Annotated in this window: 14 protein-coding genes; 1 reads left to right on the top strand and 13 read right to left on the bottom strand. The window is 63.9% G+C overall.

The annotated features are described in order from the left end of the window. Positions 1-121: 121 nt before the first annotated feature. The 5 genes from pstS to AC1RWI_RS04835 all read right to left on the bottom strand — a co-directional run bounded on the left by pstS (position 122) and on the right by AC1RWI_RS04835 (position 6,578). A complete protein-coding gene (gene pstS / locus AC1RWI_RS04855) occupies positions 122-1,156 on the bottom strand; it encodes a phosphate ABC transporter substrate-binding protein PstS (RefSeq protein WP_043347597.1) in 1,035 nt (344 codons plus the stop codon). A gap of 275 nt (positions 1,157-1,431) precedes the next feature. Next, on the bottom strand, positions 1,432-2,778 hold the full coding sequence (glmM, locus tag AC1RWI_RS04850; RefSeq protein WP_043347599.1) for a phosphoglucosamine mutase: 1,347 nt from the start codon (positions 2,776-2,778) through the stop codon (positions 1,432-1,434). An 88-nt stretch (positions 2,779-2,866) separates the two neighbouring features. After that, positions 2,867-3,730, bottom strand: coding sequence for a dihydropteroate synthase (gene folP, locus AC1RWI_RS04845; protein ID WP_043352070.1), 864 nt, complete (start codon positions 3,728-3,730; stop codon positions 2,867-2,869). A 194-nt stretch (positions 3,731-3,924) separates the two neighbouring features. Further along, positions 3,925-5,808, bottom strand: a complete 1,884-nt coding sequence (ftsH, locus tag AC1RWI_RS04840; protein ID WP_043347603.1) for an ATP-dependent zinc metalloprotease FtsH — start codon at positions 5,806-5,808, stop codon at positions 3,925-3,927. Between the two features lie 104 nt (positions 5,809-5,912). Continuing rightward, positions 5,913-6,578: an RlmE family RNA methyltransferase gene (locus tag AC1RWI_RS04835; protein ID WP_043347605.1), complete on the bottom strand. Its 666-nt coding sequence runs from the start codon at positions 6,576-6,578 to the stop codon at positions 5,913-5,915. Positions 6,579-6,773: 195 nt separating this feature from the next. On the opposite strand from AC1RWI_RS04835, the gene AC1RWI_RS04830 reads away from it, so the two are divergent. Then, the gene (locus tag AC1RWI_RS04830; RefSeq protein WP_043347609.1) at positions 6,774-7,271 is read left to right on the top strand and encodes a YhbY family RNA-binding protein; all 498 of its coding nucleotides are present in this window, start codon (positions 6,774-6,776) and stop codon (positions 7,269-7,271) included. Between the two features lie 79 nt (positions 7,272-7,350). Here AC1RWI_RS04830 and AC1RWI_RS04825 read toward each other — a convergent pair whose 3' ends face one another. From AC1RWI_RS04825 to AC1RWI_RS04790, 8 genes are all read right to left on the bottom strand, one after another. Next, positions 7,351-7,854 (bottom strand): DUF4149 domain-containing protein, encoded by a 504-nt coding sequence (locus tag AC1RWI_RS04825; RefSeq protein ID WP_043347610.1) that lies wholly within the window; start codon positions 7,852-7,854, stop codon positions 7,351-7,353. A 10-nt stretch (positions 7,855-7,864) separates the two neighbouring features. Further along, complete coding sequence (greA, locus tag AC1RWI_RS04820) at positions 7,865-8,338, bottom strand: transcription elongation factor GreA (RefSeq protein WP_043352072.1); 474 nt, start codon at positions 8,336-8,338, stop codon at positions 7,865-7,867. Between the two features lie 224 nt (positions 8,339-8,562). Continuing rightward, positions 8,563-11,811 (bottom strand): carbamoyl-phosphate synthase large subunit, encoded by a 3,249-nt coding sequence (gene carB, locus AC1RWI_RS04815; protein WP_043347612.1) that lies wholly within the window; start codon positions 11,809-11,811, stop codon positions 8,563-8,565. 65 nt (positions 11,812-11,876) lie between these two features. After that, entirely contained in the window at positions 11,877-12,557 is a 681-nt protein-coding gene (leuE, locus tag AC1RWI_RS04810) for a leucine efflux protein LeuE (protein WP_043347615.1), read from the bottom strand. Between the two features lie 56 nt (positions 12,558-12,613). Beyond that, the gene (gene carA / locus AC1RWI_RS04805; RefSeq protein WP_043347616.1) at positions 12,614-13,750 is read right to left on the bottom strand and encodes a glutamine-hydrolyzing carbamoyl-phosphate synthase small subunit; all 1,137 of its coding nucleotides are present in this window, start codon (positions 13,748-13,750) and stop codon (positions 12,614-12,616) included. Between the two features lie 357 nt (positions 13,751-14,107). Further along, positions 14,108-14,518, bottom strand: a complete 411-nt coding sequence (locus AC1RWI_RS04800) for a RidA family protein (RefSeq protein ID WP_416049106.1) — start codon at positions 14,516-14,518, stop codon at positions 14,108-14,110. A 75-nt stretch (positions 14,519-14,593) separates the two neighbouring features. Beyond that, positions 14,594-15,052: an acyl-CoA thioesterase gene (locus tag AC1RWI_RS04795; RefSeq protein ID WP_043347623.1), complete on the bottom strand. Its 459-nt coding sequence runs from the start codon at positions 15,050-15,052 to the stop codon at positions 14,594-14,596. Next, entirely contained in the window at positions 15,049-16,722 is a 1,674-nt protein-coding gene (locus tag AC1RWI_RS04790; protein ID WP_043352074.1) for an AMP-binding protein, read from the bottom strand. The genes AC1RWI_RS04795 and AC1RWI_RS04790 overlap by 4 nt, the downstream gene beginning before the upstream one ends. Positions 16,723-16,766 lie beyond the last annotated feature (44 nt).

Below are 16,766 nucleotides of genomic sequence, written 5' to 3'. Positions count from 1 at the left end.
ACTTCTACTTCTACTTCTACTTCTACTTCTACTTCTGCTGCTTTGCTGTCTTCAACGCCGCCGGTCCGGCGCCCTTGGGACGCCGGACCGGCACGGCGCGGCTGCCGTGGCAGCCCGCCGATCAGTTGTACAACGCCTTGCCCGAGCCGTCCTTGACCGAGCTCTTCCAGGTCGCGCGGATCTGGTTCACCACGGCGTCCGGCAGCGGTACATAGTCAAGGTCGCTGGCCATGTTGCCGCCGCTCTTGTAGGCCCAGTCGAAGAACTTCAGCACTTCGGCGCCCTGCGCTGCCTTTTCCTGGTGCTTGTGTACCAGGATGAAGGTCGCGCCGGCGATCGGCCATGCCGTCTTGCCCGGTTCGTTGGTCAGGATCTGGTAATAGGTCTTGCTCCAGTCGGCGCCGGCTGCTGCCGCCTTGAAGCCGTCGTCACCGGGCTGAACCACTGCACCGGCAGCGTTCTTCATGTTCAGGTGGGTCATCTTGTTCTGCTTGGCGTAGGCGTACTCGACGTAGCCGATGGCGCCGTTCAGGCGTTGCACGAAAGCGGCCACGCCTTCGTTACCCTTGCCACCGGTGCCACCGCCCGGCCAGTTGACCGTGGTGCCCTCGCCCACCGAGCTCTTCCAGTCCGTGCTGACCTTGGACAGATAGTTGGTGAAGATGAAGGTGGTGCCCGAACCATCGGCGCGGCGCACCGGCAGGATGTCCTGGTTCGGCAGCTTGGCGTGCGGGTTCAGTGCCTTGATGGCGGGATCGTCCCACTTCTTGATCTTGCCCAGGTAGATGTTCGCCAGCACGTCGCCGGTGATGGTCAGTTCGCCCGGCTTGATGCCTTGCAGGTTGATCACCGGCACCACGCCGCCGATCACCGTGGGAAACTGCACCAAGCCTTGCTTGGCCAGTTCTTCGTCCTTCAGGGGCGCGTCGGAAGCACCGAAGTCGACAGTCTTGGCGCCGATCTGCTTGATGCCGCCAGACGAGCCGATGGATTGATAGTTGACCTTGTTACCCGTTGCTTTCTGGTATGCATCGGCCCACTTGGAATACACGGGCGCCGGGAAAGAAGCGCCAGCACCGGTAATTTCCGCCGCGAACGCAGTGCCCGCCACCACCAACGACACAATGCCTGCTACGGCAGTCTTGACCAGCTTCATATGTCCTCCAGAGACATGGTTGGGGAATGACAATTTTTTGACAAGTCGAACTTTAAGCTCCGACTATGACAATTCAATGACATCACGAGATCTTCTTCAAAGTCAGCGAAAGCGGCCTCTCGCATCACATCGATTCACCCGTCGGCAATGCCCTCCCCGACCCGCATCCGGCGGCAGGCGAGCCCGAAAATATGCGGTTAATTGCTTTTCTACAAGAAATAACGCCGGGCGAAAAGCCCGGCGTTTTGGCAACAACTAGCGGCGATGACCCGGTTTCAGGCCCGCAAGGCGTCCGCCAGCGTCTGCGCTGCCTGCTCCGCGGTCTCGACCTTCTCGGCTTCGACCATCACGCGCACCACCGGCTCGGTCCCCGATGCTCGGATCAACACCCGGCCCCGGCCCGCGAGCTGCGGCTCGATCACGGCGCGCGCCGCGCTCAGGCCCGCGTGGGACTGCCAATCAAAGCCCTTTTCCACGCGCACATTGATCAGCGTCTGCGGGAACAGCGAAACGCCTTCCAGCAATTGCGACAGGGTCTTGCCACTACGGCGCAACGCGGCCAGCACCTGCAGCGCGGAGACGATGCCGTCGCCGGTAGTGTGGCGGTCCAGGCAGAGCAGATGGCCCGAGCCCTCGCCGCCCAGCGTCCACTTGCGCTTGTTCAGCTCTTCCAGCACATAGCGATCGCCCACCTTGGCGCGCACGAACTCCACGCCCTGGCGCTGGAACGCGAGCTCCACCGCCATATTGGTCATCAGCGTGCCCACCGCGCCCTCCACCGCCTGGCCCGCCTGCAGGCGGTCCTGGACGATCAGGTACAGCAGTTCATCCCCGTTGAACAGGCGGCCGTCGCGGTCCACCACCTGCAGGCGGTCCGCATCGCCGTCGAAGGCCAGGCCAAGATCGGCGCCATTGGCCTTGACCGCTTCGATCAGTTTTTCCGGGGCCGTCGCGCCGTAGCCGGCGTTGATGTTGCGGCCATCCGGCTGGTTGCCGATCGAGATCACGTCGGCGCCAAGCTCGTGGAAGACGTGAGGAGCGATGTGGTAAGCGGCACCATGTGCGCAGTCCACCACCAGCTTGAGCTTGTGCAGGTCCTGCTCGTAGGGAAACGTGCTCTTGCAGAATTCAATGTAGCGGCCAGCGGCATCCTCAATGCGGCGCGCGCGGCCGAGATCGTCCGAACGCACGCAGACCATCGGCTCTTCCAGCGCTTGCTCGATCGCCATTTCCACGGCATCCGGCAACTTGTCGCCATCGGCGGAGAAGAACTTGATGCCGTTGTCGTAGTACGGGTTGTGGCTGGCGGAGATCACCACGCCTGCCGACAAGCGCAGCGCACGCGTGAGATAGGCCACGCCCGGTGTCGGCAGCGGCCCGGTCAGCAGCACGTTGACGCCTGCCGAGGTAAAGCCGGCCTCCAGCGCGGCCTCCAGCATATAGCCGGAAATGCGCGTGTCCTTGCCGATCAGTACGGTCGGACGCGCCTGATCATGCTGCTTCGCCCCATGGGCAAGCACCATGCCCGCCGCATAGCCCAGGCGCATCACGAAGTCGGGCGTGATCGGCGCCTCGCCAACCCTGCCACGAATCCCATCCGTGCCGAAATACTTGCGTGTCATATGATCATTCTCCCGTTGTTCGGTATTGCGGATGCCGAATGCTAAAGGCTAAGCGTGCAATGCTCGACGCCCGCAATCAAAACAAATGTTAATTGGCGATGGTTTCATGACGGATGGCCCACCAGATCTTGAGGGCATCCACAGTTTGTTCCACATCGTGCACACGCACGATATACGCACCCCGTTCCGCAGCGCATACCGCCGCTGCCAGGCTGGCGGCGATCCGCTGCTGCGGTGGCCGCCCGCCCAGGATCGCGCCGAGCGTCGACTTGCGCGACAGGCCAACCAGCAAGGGCAGGCCATCAACCGCCAGTTGCGGCAACTGGCCCAGCAGCCGCAGATTATGATCCGGCGCCTTGCCAAAGCCAAAGCCTGGATCGAGCGTGATGCGGCTTTCAGCCACGCCGGCGGCGCGCAGCGCGTCCACGCGCTCGCGCAGGAAACCAGCGACCTCTTGCACCACATCCTCGTACTGGGGTTGCTCCTGCATGGTCTGCGGATCGCGCTGCATATGCATCACGCATAGTCCGGCCTGCCCCGCCTGTGCCTCACTCACCGCCTCGACGGCGCCAGGCATGCGAAAGCCCCAGATGTCATTGATCAAGTCCGCCCCGGCCGCCAGCGCCGCGCGCATGACTTCCGGCTTGTAGGTATCGATGGACAGCGGCCGGCCGCAGTCGCGCAGCGCCTCGACCATCGGCAGCACGCGCTCCAGCTCCTGGTCCAGCGGCAATGCCGCCGACCCTGGCCGGCTCGACTCGCCACCGATATCGATGATGTCCACGCCTTCGGCAATCATGCGCTCGGCATGGCGCAAGGCGGCATCGCGGCCAGCATGCTGGCCGCCATCGGAAAAGGAATCGGGGGTGACGTTCAGGATGCCCATCACCAGCGGACGGCGGTCGCGCGCGAAGCGGTAGCGGCCGCACTGGAAACTCAAATCGGTTGAGATCGACGACAAGATACGAAAGGACGAGAGCCAGGAAAGTGGAAAAACACGGCGCGACGTACGCGCCGACAAAGAAAAAGCCGGCGCACAAGGCGCCGGCTTCAGGCTTGGTGAACGACCGCTACAACCACGACAACCGCGCCAGCGCGTTCCGGATTACCGGAACGCCGGCGGCACTATCGTGCCGGCCATCCCGCTCAGGCCGTGGCCGGAGCGTTGGTCGGAGCCACCGGCGAGCCACCCGACGGCGTGTTGCCACCACCGTTCTGGCTGGACGCGCCACGCGGCGGCCGCGGCGGCTTGCCCGCCATGATGTCGTTGACCTGGTCCGCATCGATGGTTTCCCATTCCATGAGGGCCGCAGTCATGGCTTCGACCTTGTCGCGGTTTTCCTCGAGCAGGCGCTTGGCCAGGCCATATTGCTCGTCGACGATGCGGCGGATTTCCGCATCGACCTTGACCTGGGTAGCTTCCGACACCGTCTTGGACGACATCTTGCCGAACATGCCATCTTGCTCGGTATCCACGTACACCATGGTTCCCAGGGTGTCGCTCATGCCGAAGCGGGTGACCATGTCGCGAGCCGTCTTGGTGGCGCGCTCGAAGTCATTGGAAGCACCGGTGCTCATGGCGTTGAGGAAGACCTCTTCCGCCGCGCGGCCGCCAAACAGGATGGCGATCTCGTCGAGCATGTTGTCCTTGTACTTCGAGTACTTGTCGTGCTCCGGCAGCTGCCAGGTCACGCCCAGTGCCCAGCCGCGCGGCATGATGGTGACCTTGTGCACCGGATCCGCCTTGGGCAGCAGCTTGGCCACCACCGCATGGCCAGACTCGTGGTACGCGGTTGCGCGGCGTTCTTCCTCGCGCATGACCGTGGACTTGCGCTCCGGGCCCATGTAGATCTTGTCCTTTGCGTCCTCGAAGTCCTGCATGTCGACCACGCGCTTGCTGCGACGGGCGGCGAACAGTGCGGCTTCGTTGACCAGGTTGGCCAGGTCGGCGCCGGAGAAGCCCGGGGTACCACGTGCAATCACCGAGGCGTCGACATCATTGCCGATCGGCACCTTGCGCATGTGGACCTTGAGGATCTGCTCGCGGCCGCGGATGTCGGGCAGGCCGACATACACCTGGCGGTCGAAACGGCCCGGGCGCAACAGCGCCTTGTCCAGGACGTCCGAACGGTTGGTCGCGGCGATCACGATCACGCCCGAGTTGGCCTCGAAACCGTCCATCTCGACCAGCATCTGGTTGAGGGTTTGCTCGCGCTCGTCGTTGCCGCCGCCCATGCCTGCGCCGCGGTGACGGCCGACCGCATCGATTTCGTCGATGAAGACGATGCAGGGCGCCTGCTTCTTGGCATTCTCGAACATGTCGCGGACACGGGCCGCGCCCACGCCGACGAACATTTCAACGAAGTCCGAGCCGGAGATGCTGAAGAACGGCACCTTGGCTTCGCCGGCGATGGCACGCGCCAGCAGCGTCTTGCCGGTGCCCGGAGGGCCGACCAGCAGCACGCCGCGCGGGATACGGCCGCCCAGCTTCTGGAATTTCTGCGGATCCTTGAGGAAGTCCACCAGTTCGATCACTTCTTCCTTGGATTCGTCGCAACCGGCGACATCCTGGAAAGTGACCGCATTCTGGTTTTCATCGATCAGGCGCGCGCGCGACTTGCCGAAGGAGAAGGCACCGCCTTTCCCGCCGCCTTGCATCTGCCGCATCATGTAGAACCAGAACACAATGATCAGCAGGGTGGGCCCGAGGTAATACAGGGCCTGCACCAGCAGGTTGGGCTCGTCGTCTGCCTTGCCGGTAACCTGGACGCCGAACTTCATCAGGTCGCCAACCATCCAGATGTCGCCCGGCGAGATGATGGTGTACTTCTGCCCTTCCTTAGGCGTCACCACCAGATTGCGGCCTTGCACGTCAACCCGGCCCACCTTGCCGGCCTTGGCATCATCCATGAACTGCGAATAGGTGACGCCTTCCTGCGTGCGGGGCTTGTCGAACTGCTTGAAGACGGTAAACAACACCAGCGCGATCACGAGCCAGATTGCCGCCTTTTGAAACAGGTTGTTATTCAAGGCCAAACTCCTTTACGAACGCCTTGCCAACGGGATAGCTGCATTGTAATGCAGTGCCCGGCGTCGGGGTAAAAAGCAAATTCATCGAAGCGATAGGCACCGCTTCACCCCGCCGACTTGAGGAAACGCCCAAGAATGAAGGTCTCGGAAGACTTATCGCGTGACGCCTTGGGCTTGCGTTTGGCGACCACCTTGAACTGGCGCTTGAACTTCTCCACGATCTGGCTGTAGCCACTGCCATGGAAACACTTTACCAGCAATGAGCCCTCCGGCTTCAGATGGGCCTGGGCAAATTCCAGCGCCAGGTCACATAAGTAATCGATACGGGCCGCATCGGCAAAGGCTACACCGGACAAATTGGGGGCCATGTCCGACAAAACAAGATCAATCTTTGCCCCGCCGGACGCTTGCAGCACGATTTCCTCCAGTTGGCGGAAAACGTCCTCCTCGCGGAAGTCACCCTGGATAAATGTGACGTCGGCGACAGCCTCCATCGGCAACAGGTCGATGGCAATCACCGCGCCATCAATGCCGCCGTCCTTGGCGCGCGAAGACGCCGCCAGCTTGTTGCGGGCGTACTGGCTCCAGCTGCCGGGGGCCGCGCCGAGGTCGACAATGACCTGTCCGGGGCGGATCAGCTTGTCCTGCTCGTCGATCTCCTTCAGCTTATACGCTGCGCGGGCGCGGTAGCCCTCTCGCTGCGCCAATTTGACGTAGGGATCGTTGATATGGTCGTGCAACCACGCCTGATTGAATTTGTTCTTGGCCATTCCGGATACATCTGTATGGAGAAAAACGCCGCCGGCCCGCGGCCGCCCGTGCGTTTTTCACTCGTTTTGCTGTTTTTGCAGCCTGACCGCGCCAGTTTGACGGATAATACGCGCCGATTCGCTTTTTCGGCACTTCGGTGCCTTGGTTTGCGCACCACTTGCGCGCCCATTTGCGCCCTCGCCTGCGCTTTACTTATGCCCGCTCTTCAACTTATTCCCGCCCAGCGTTCAGAACTCCGCTCCCGTGCCCATGGCCTCAATCCGGTCGTGATGATCGGCGGCGAAGGCCTGACGCGCCCCGTCCTGGCCGAAATCGACCGTAGCCTGGCGTCTCACGACCTGATCAAGATCCGCGTATTCGGCGACGACCGCGAAAGCCGCATCGCCATGTACGAAACCATCTGCGAAGATCTGGACGCCGCTCCGATCCAGCATATCGGCAAGCTGCTGGTGGTATGGCGCCCGGGCCCGGCCGTCCTGAAGGAAAATCGTCCGCAGGAACTGGGCCGCCTGGCCCCGCGAGGCGGCGCCGCCCCGCGCACTGTCACGGTCAAGAAGCCTAGCGCCGCGCCCAATCGGCGCCCCAAGCGCTCGCAAGTGACGGTGCTGGGCAATGAACGCGTCACCGCCGGCGGCAACGTCAAGCGCGCGCGCGTCCGCCCGACCAGCCAGAAGAAGAAAGCGCTCGACTAATGTCGAAGCCATGCCAGCGCGCCCGCCCGGGCCGCCGGCATGGCATAAGGGACGGCCACCCGCGCTCGCCCCTTGCGCCTCACTCGCCAGCCGAGCGCGGCGCCGCTGCGCGCCACACCGTGACCAGCGCCAGCAAGCTGTGCACCAGGTAGAACACGCTGGACACGCCATGCAGCATGCCGAATTGCCCTTTGTAGGGCGACTCGGACACGCCCATGCCAAGCGCCGTCGCCTTCTCCTTCAGGTTTTCCATGAAGGGCTGGATACCGAAATACCCCGCCAGCACGCACAGCAGCATGCCCAGCACAAGCCAGCGCAGGCCACGATAGCGTCCCGCGCCACGGCGGATCATCAGGTTGCACAGCGCCAGTTGCAGCACACCGACCACCACGCCGAGGATGGCTTCGGTCCGGAACAGCTGCCCGGCGATCAAGCCCGCCGTCTCGCGGCTGGGCAGCACGGAAAACAACGTCGGCGCCACCATGTAGCCCACTGTCCACAGACTGCCGGCCCAGACCACGGTCAGCAGGAGGAAGATCCGATGCGGCAGCGGCGGCAGGCTCGAATAGGAGGAAGAGAACACGCAGCCTCGTTCAGACGTAGCGAACCGTGATGACTTCGTATTCGCGCTCGCCGCCAGGGGCCAGTACGATCGCCACATCGCCCTCGAACTTGCCGATCAGCGCACGCGCGATCGGCGAGCTGACGGAAATCTTGCCGCTGTCTAGGTCAGCCTCGTCGTCGCCGACGATCTGGTAGCTCACGGGCTTGCCCGATTCCAGGTCTTCGAGGTCAACGGTAGCGCCAAACACGATGCGGCCGTCGGTATCGAGCTGGGTCGGGTCGATGACCTGCGCCGCCGACAGCTTGGACTCCACCTCGATGATCCGGCCTTCGATAAAGGCCTGCTTTTCCTTGGCGGCGTCGTACTCGGCGTTCTCGGAGAGGTCGCCTTGCGCACGTGCTTCGGAAATGGCGTTGATCACGGCGGGACGTTCGACGGCCTTCAGGCGCTGCAGTTCCTCTTTCAGCAGCTCGGCACCGCGCTTGGTAATCGGAATGCTCATGTCTTCGTTCAGCAAAAAAATGAGCCGCAGCGGAGCAGGAACCATGCGCCGGCATCACTGCCCGGGGCACTTCCGCTCAACCGCGGCTTTGAGGTTGTCAGGTTGTATCGACGGTTAGATCGACGAAATTGCTGTTAGTTTAGGCCAAGACGGCCGCCCCCAGCAACTGGGGGCGGCCCGGAGGCCTTCAGCCGTCTACTCTACCGTCTTTCGGTCTTCGCGCTTCAGGCCAGCGAGGCGTGCAGGCTTTGCAGGTCATAGACCTCCAGGCTCTGCATGTGCTTGAGGCCCTCCACCGCGGCGCGCGCGCCGGCGATGGTGGTGTAGTAAGGCACCCGGCTGGCCAGCGCCGAGATACGGATCGAGCGCGAGTCGGCGATGGCAGTACGGGTTTCGTCCACGGTGGTGAACACCAGCGCCAGCTCGCCGTTCTTGAGCATGTCGACGATGTGCGGACGGCCGTCCTTCACCTTGTTGACCACGCGCACCGGGATGCCGGCGGCTTCGATGGCCGATGCGGTGCCGCGGGTGGCGACAATCGGGTAGCCCATGTCGTGCAGCATGCGCGCCACGCCAACCGCGTGCGGCTTGTCGCTGTCCTTGACGGTCAGCAACACGGTGCCCTTCTCCGGCAGGCGCGAGCCCGCGGCGAGCTGGCTCTTGAAGAGGGCCTCGCCGAAGGTCTTGCCCACGCCCATCACCTCGCCGGTGGAGCGCATCTCTGGTCCGAGCACCGGGTCGACACCAGGGAACTTGTTGAAGGGGAACACCGCTTCCTTGACGCTGAAGTACGGGGGCACCACTTCATCGAACACGCCTTGCGAGTCGAGCGTCTGGCCCGCCATGCAGCGCGCGGCGATCTTGGCCAGCGACAGGCCGGTGGCCTTGGACACATAAGGCACGGTACGCGAGGCGCGCGGGTTCACTTCCAGCACGTAGACGATATCCTCGCCATTGACTTGCTGGATGGCGAACTGCACGTTCATCAGGCCGATCACATTGAGGGCTTTTGCCATCGCCGCGGTCTGGCGCTTGAGCTCGTCCACGGTGGCTTGCGCCAGCGAGTACGGGGGCAGCGAGCAGGCGGAGTCGCCCGAGTGCACGCCGGCTTGCTCGATATGCTCCATCACGCCGCCGATAAACACGCGTTGGCCGTCGCACAGGGCATCGACGTCGCACTCGATGGCGTCGTTCAGGAAGCGGTCCAGCAGCACCGGGGAGTCGTGCGAGACCTTGACGGCCTCGCGCATGTAGCGCTCGAGGTCGCGCGGCTCATGCACGATTTCCATCGCGCGGCCACCCAGCACGTACGACGGGCGCACCACCAGCGGATAGCCGATCTCGGTGGCCAGGCGCAGTGCTTCGTCCTCGGCACGGGCGGTGCGGTTGGGCGGCTGGCGCAGGCCCAGTTCATGCAGCAGCTTCTGGAAACGCTCGCGGTCTTCGGCGGCATCGATCATGTCGGGGCTGGTGCCGATGATGGGCACGCCATTGGCTTCCAGGTCCAGCGCCAGCTTCAGCGGGGTCTGGCCGCCGTACTGCACGATCACCCCGACGGGTTTTTCGCGGTCGACGATTTCCAGCACGTCTTCGAGCGTCAGCGGCTCGAAGTAGAGGCGGTCCGAGGTGTCGTAGTCGGTCGACACGGTTTCCGGGTTGCAGTTGACCATGATGGTCTCGTACCCGTCTTCGCGCAGCGCCAGCGCGGCGTGCACGCAGCAGTAGTCGAACTCGATGCCCTGGCCGATCCGGTTCGGACCGCCGCCCAGCACCATGATCTTGCGATTGGCAGTGGGGTCGGCTTCGCACTCGCCGTGCTCGGCTTCATACGTGCCGTACATGTAGGCGGTATTGGTGGCGAACTCGGCAGCGCAGGTGTCCACGCGCTTGTACACCGGGCGCACGCCGGCGGCATGGCGCGCCACGCGCACGGCTGCGGGCTCGGCGCCCATCAGCTTGGCCAGGCGGCGGTCCGAGAAACCCTTCTGCTTCAGGTGACGCAGCTCGGCGGCCGACAGGCTGTCCAGCTTGCGTGCCTTGACCAGGGTCTCGGTCTTGACGATATCTTCGATCTGGGCGAGGAACCACGGATCGATGGCGGTCTCGGCGTGCACTTCTTCCAGCGACATGCCGATGCGGAAGGCGTCGCCCACGTACCAGATGCGGTCCGGGCCGGCCTCGCCGATTTCCTCGACGATCTCGTCGCGGTCGGTGGACTTGTCATCCAGGCCATCCACGCCCACTTCCAGGCCGCGCAGGGCCTTCTGGAACGATTCCTGGAAGGTACGGCCCATGGCCATCACCTCACCCACGGACTTCATCTGGGTGGTCAGGTGGCTGTCGGCCTGCGGGAATTTCTCGAAGGCGAAACGCGGCACCTTGGTGACCACGTAGTCGATCGACGGCTCGAACGAGGCCGGGGTCGCACCGCCGGTGATCTCGTTCTTCAGCTCGTCCAGCGTGTAGCCCACCGCAAGCTTGGCGGCGACCTTGGCGATCGGGAAACCGGTGGCCTTGGAGGCCAGCGCCGACGAGCGCGACACGCGCGGGTTCATTTCAATCACGATCATGCGGCCGTCGGCCGGGTTGATCGAGAACTGCACGTTGGAGCCGCCGGTATCCACGCCGATCTCGCGCAGCACCGCCAGCGAGGCGTTGCGCAGGATCTGGTATTCCTTGTCAGTCAGGGTCTGGGCGGGCGCCACCGTGATGGAGTCGCCGGTGTGGATGCCCATCGGGTCCAGGTTCTCGATCGAGCAGATGATGATGCAGTTGTCCTTTTTGTCGCGGACAACTTCCATCTCATACTCTTTCCAGCCCAGCAGCGACTCTTCGATCAGCAGTTCGCGGGTCGGCGAGAGATCCAGGCCGCGCTTGCAGATTTCCTCGAATTCTTCGCGGTTGTAGGCAATGCCGCCGCCGGAGCCGCCCAGCGTGAAAGACGGGCGGATCACGATCGGGTAGCCGCCGGTGGCGGTTTCCTTGGCGATCTGCGTCTGTACGGCCAGCGCTTCTTCCATCGAGTGAGCGATGCCGGACTTGGCCGAGCCCAGGCCGATCTTGGTCATCGCTTCCTTGAACTTCTGGCGATCCTCGGCCTTGTCGATGGCCTCCGGCGACGCGCCGATCAGCTCGACGTTGTACTTTGCCAGCACGCCATGGCGATGCAGATCCAGCGCGCAGTTCAGCGCGGTCTGGCCGCCCATGGTCGGCAGGATGGCGTCGGGACGCTCTTTTGCAATGATGCGCTCGACCACTTCCCAGGTAATCGGCTCAATGTAGGTCACATCGGCCGTATTGGGATCGGTCATGATCGTGGCCGGATTCGAATTCACCAGCACGACCTTGAAACCTTCCTCGCGCAGCGCCTTGCAGGCCTGGGCGCCGGAATAGTCGAACTCGCACGCCTGCCCGATGATGATGGGGCCGGCGCCGATGATCAGGATGCTCTTTATGTCTGTGCGCTTTGGCATTGCACGCTCTCATTATTGGCCGGCCCGCACAATCGCGCGGGCCGCACCGGATATCAGGATTCGATTCAGTTCAGGGTGGCCGTCGCCAGCTTGGCGCCGAAGCCGATGAACATGGCGCCTACCCCGCTCGCCATGCCCGCCGACAGTCGTCGTCGGCGGCGAAATGCTTCGGCCAGCCTGGCGCCCACGAAGATGATCGTGGTCAGGTAGGCGAAGCTGCACAACTGGCACACCAGCCCCAGCGCGACAAACGACAGCGCCGGGTAGCCGAACTGCGGATCGACGAACTGGATGAAGAAGGAGATGAAGAACAGGATGGCCTTGGGGTTGAGCAGGCTCACCACCAGCGCCTTGCGCAACGGGCTGACCGCGCGGTCCACAGGCGCTTGAGCCTGCGCCGCCGTCCCGCCGTCGCTGCCACGGCGCAACCATGCGCGCACGGCACCACGCAGCATCTGGAAACCGATCCAGCCCAGATAAGCGGCACCGATGGTCTTCACCACGTAGAACAAGGCGGGGCTGGCCTTGAGCAGCGAGGCCACGCCCGCCGCCGACAGCACCATCAGGATGGCGTCCCCCAGGAACACCCCGCAGGCACCCTTGTAGCCTTCGCGCACGCCGCGTTGCGCCGCGACGGATAGCACATACATCGAGTTCGGCCCCGGCAGCAGCACGATGAAAATCGTGCCAAGCACAAAGGTCCAGAAATCGGTAATGCCCAGCGCGGTATGCATGAAGGCGTTCATCGGGTCGTCCTGCGGTCTGCTTGTCTACGTAACTTCTCGTCTTGGCTTGAACGTGCTTACTGGCGTGCGTCGGCCATCATCTTGGTAAAGCGGTCGAACAGGTAAGCCACGTCGTGCGGGCCCGGCGAGGCTTCCGGGTGACCCTGGAAGCAGAATGCCGGCTTGTCGGTCAGCGCGAAGCCCTGCAGCGAGCCGTCGAACAGCGACACGTGGGTGGCGCGCACGTTGGCAGGCAGGGTATCGGCGTCCACCGCAAAACCGTGGTTCTGCGAGGTGATCACCACGCGGCCGTCGTCGAGGTCCTTCACCGGATGGTTCGCGCCGTGGTGGCCGAACTTCATCTTCAGCGTCTTGGCGCCGGCGGCCAGGGCCATGATCTGGTGGCCCAGGCAGATGCCGAACGTGGGGATGCCGCGGGCGATGAACTCACGGGTGGCACGGATCGCATAGTCGCAGGGCTCGGGATCTCCTGGGCCGTTCGACAGGAACACGCCGTCCGGGTTGAGCGCCAGGGCATCTTCCGCGCTGGCTTGCGCCGGCAGCACGGTCACCTTGCAGCCGCGTGCGGCCAGCATGCGCAGGATGTTGAACTTCACGCCGTAGTCAAAGGCCACCACGTGGAAACGCGGCGACTCCAGCTTGCCATAACCTTGGCCCAGCACCCATTCGGTCTGGTTCCACTCGTACGGTTCCTTGACCGACACCACCTTGGCCAGGTCCATGCCGGCCAGGCCGGGGAAGGAACGTGCCAGGTCGATGGCTTTCTGCACATTGTCCTCGCCAGCGAGGATGCAGCCGTTCTGCGCACCCTTCTCGCGCAGGATACGGGTCAGCTTGCGGGTGTCGATGCCGGCAATCGCCACCACCTTTTCCTGCTTCAGGTAATGGCCGAGGGAATGTTCCTTGCGGAAATTGGAGGCCAGGAGCGGCAGATCCTTGATGATCAGGCCGGCGGCATGGACTTTCGTGGCTTCGACATCCTCAGTATTGACCCCGACATTGCCGATATGCGGATACGTCAATGTGACGATCTGCCGGGAATAGCTGGGGTCGGTGAGGATTTCCTGGTAACCGGTCAGAGCGGTGTTGAACACCACTTCGCCGATGGTATGGCCGGAAGCGCCAATGGAATAGCCACGAAAGACCGTGCCGTCTGCAAGCGCGAGAATGGCGGACGGAAAAGACGGTAACACGGGTAGGCTCCTGCTGGATTCACCCCGTGACCGACCTGCTCAACGCCTCTTGCCCCGTTTGTCCGGCGGGGCGACAGGCAGCACGCGGATTGTCGATTTCGTCGACTGGGCGCGATGCTTGTCGCCGGGGCCGTTCGCCAGGTGCTCGATACGCCACACAAAACAATGCGGCGGAGCCAGGGCGAAATGGGGGCGGCGGAAGGTGGAATTCGGTAGGCGCTAGGGTGAGGGGTTCTGAAAGCGAAACTTTTGGATTATACCCCGCGCCACCCATTTTCTCAAGTTATCAAGGACTTGCGGACGCCTCCGCCCTCCTCAGCGGGCCCGTCAGCCCGGCGGCATGCCGGGCTGACGTTGTCATTCGCCGGCCGGCACCACCGCCGTCACTTCGATCTCCACCTTGGCGCGCGCCTCCACCAGATCGGCCACTTCGACCGCCGTCATGGCCGGAAAATGACGCCCGATGGTGGCGCGGTAGTGCTCGCCGATGGCGCGGTAGGCCGCCACATATTCCACCTTGTCCTTCACATACCAGGTCATGCGCACGATGTGCTCCGGACGCGCGCCGCCCGCCGCCAGCACCGCCACGATATTGCGCAGCGCCTGGCCGACCTGCTCGGAGAAGTCATCGGTCTCGAACTCGCACTGGCCGTTCCAGCCGATCTGGCCGCCGACGAAGAGCAGGCGGCTGCCCACCTGCAATTCGGTCATGGTGCCGTTCGAGTAGCCGCGCGGCGCGGCCCAGTCTGGTGGCTGGAGAATCTTCATGGTCGGTTTTCCGTAACGTAAGAAGTGATTGGGATCCAGGATCGGGATCCTGTTTTCTGTTTGGCCGGCTTCGCCCTACGCCCCGCACGGGTGCATCGGTGCGGACGCCGGGGCATCGGGCGCGAGGAAGCGCTCCATGGCCGAGCGGACTTCCGGCGGCAGCGCGCGCGACGCCATCTGCCCGGTGTCCACGCATACCAGCCGCTGGGCGATCTCCACCCGCACATCCCCAGCCGGCCCGACAAAGCGCACCTGCAACGAAAAGCTGCTGCGACCTAGTTGTGTCACGCGCAGCTCCCGTGTCAACAATTCGCCCAGGCGACTGGGCGCGACAAAGCGGGTGGACAATTCCGCCGTCGGCACGCCGGCCTGCCCTGCGCCATGCATTTCGGCGAAGGACCAGCCGAGCGCGTCGCGGAACCAGTCCTCGACCAGGTCATTGAGCATCTCGAAGTAGCGCGGGAAGAACACGATGCCGGCGGCATCGCAATCCTTGAAGCGCACCCGCGCGCTGTTGCTGAAGCACGCGTTCACGGCTGCCTCGCACCCTCGGGTGCCCCGCTCTGCTCGGCCATCTGCCGCAGGCGGAAACGCTGCAGCTTGCCGGTCTCGGTGCGCGGCAGCGCATCGACAAAAATCACCTTGCGCGGATACTTGTAGGGTGCGATCTCGGCCTTGACATAGGACTGCAGTGCCGCGCAAGTCTCGTCGCTTGCCGCCACGCCAGGGCGCAGCACCACATACGCAGCAACAATCTGGCCGCGCTCGGGGTCGGGCATGCCGACCACGCCGCACTCGGCCACCGCCTCGTGGCGCATCAGTGCGCTCTCCACTTCCGGCCCGGCGATGTTGTAGCCAGCCGAGACGATCATGTCATCGGAGCGTGCCTGATAGTAGTAATAGCCGTCGGCATCCGCCTTGAAGGTATCGCCCGGCAGGTTCCAGCCGTCCTTTACGTAGTTGGCCTGGCGCGGGTCGTCCAGGTAGCGGCATCCGGTGGGGCCGCGCACCGCCAGCTTGCCGACCGTGCCATGCGGCACGGGTTGCATCTGCTCATCGACGATCTGCGCGATATAGCCGGGCACCACCTTGCCGATAGCACCAGGCCGCACATCGGCGCCCGCGCTGGAAATGAAGATATGCATCATCTCGGTGCCGCCGATGCCGTCGGTCATCTCGATGCCCGTGGCCGCCTTCCAGCTTTGGCGCGTGGCATCCGGCAGCGCCTCGCCTGCCGACACGCTCTTTTGCAGGCTGGACAGATCGTAGCCCGGCGCCAGCGCTGCCATCTGCCGGTAGAAGGTCGGCGCGGTAAACACGATGGTGGCGCGCCAGGACTGAATCAGCGCCAGCAGGCTTTCGGGCGTGAGCCGTTCCGCCAGCACGGTGGAAGCCCCGACCCGCAGCGGGAAGCACAGGATGCCGCCAAGGCCAAACGTAAAGGCCAGCGGCGGCGTGCCGCAGAAGATATCGTCCGGGCCGGGCTTGAGGACATGGCGCGGAAACAGGTCACACATCGCGATCACGTCGCGATGGAAATGCACCGTGCCCTTGGGCTGCCCCGTCGTGCCGCTGGTGAAGGCAATCAGGCAGATATCATCGGCCGCGGTATCGCAGGCTTCGAAGCCGTCGGGCTTGTTCGCCATCGCGGCCTCCACCGAACCGGCGCCGCTGCTGTTGAAGTACAGCGCCTGGGTCAGGCTCGGGCAATGGTGCTCGCCGCCTGGCTTGAGGTTGGCCTCCAGTTCCTCGCGCAGGCGTTCGTCACACAGCGCGGCGCTGACTGCCGCGCGGTCGATCACCTGCTTGAGTTCCTTCGCGCGCAGCAGCGGCATGGTCGGCACAGCGATCAAGCCTGCCTTGACCACGGCCAGCCAGCATGCCGCCATCATCAGGTTGTTTGGGCCGCGCAGCAGCACCCGACTGCCCGGCACCAGCTTCATGTCGCCGGTCAGCACATGGGCAATGCGATTCGATAGCGCAGCCAGTTCGGCATAGCTGACGGTACGGTGCGCGCCGTCTTGCTCGTAGCGGATTGCCACACGCTCGCCGCGCCCCTCGCGCACGTGGCGCTCGACCAGTTCGAGCGCGCAGTTCATGCGCTCCGGATACCGGGTATCGGCGTTGAACAGGAACGCCGGCCACTGCTGCGGGGGCGGCAGGCGGTCCAGTGCATAGGTATCGAGATGGGCTGTGCTCGCCATGTTTGTCTCCGCTTCCTTCATTCTGGTGATGCTGGTAAGGGTTA

It is taken from the genome of Cupriavidus sp. MPR-AND1C (assembly GCF_058809705.1).
This window is presented reverse-complemented; position numbering and strand designations above follow the sequence as displayed.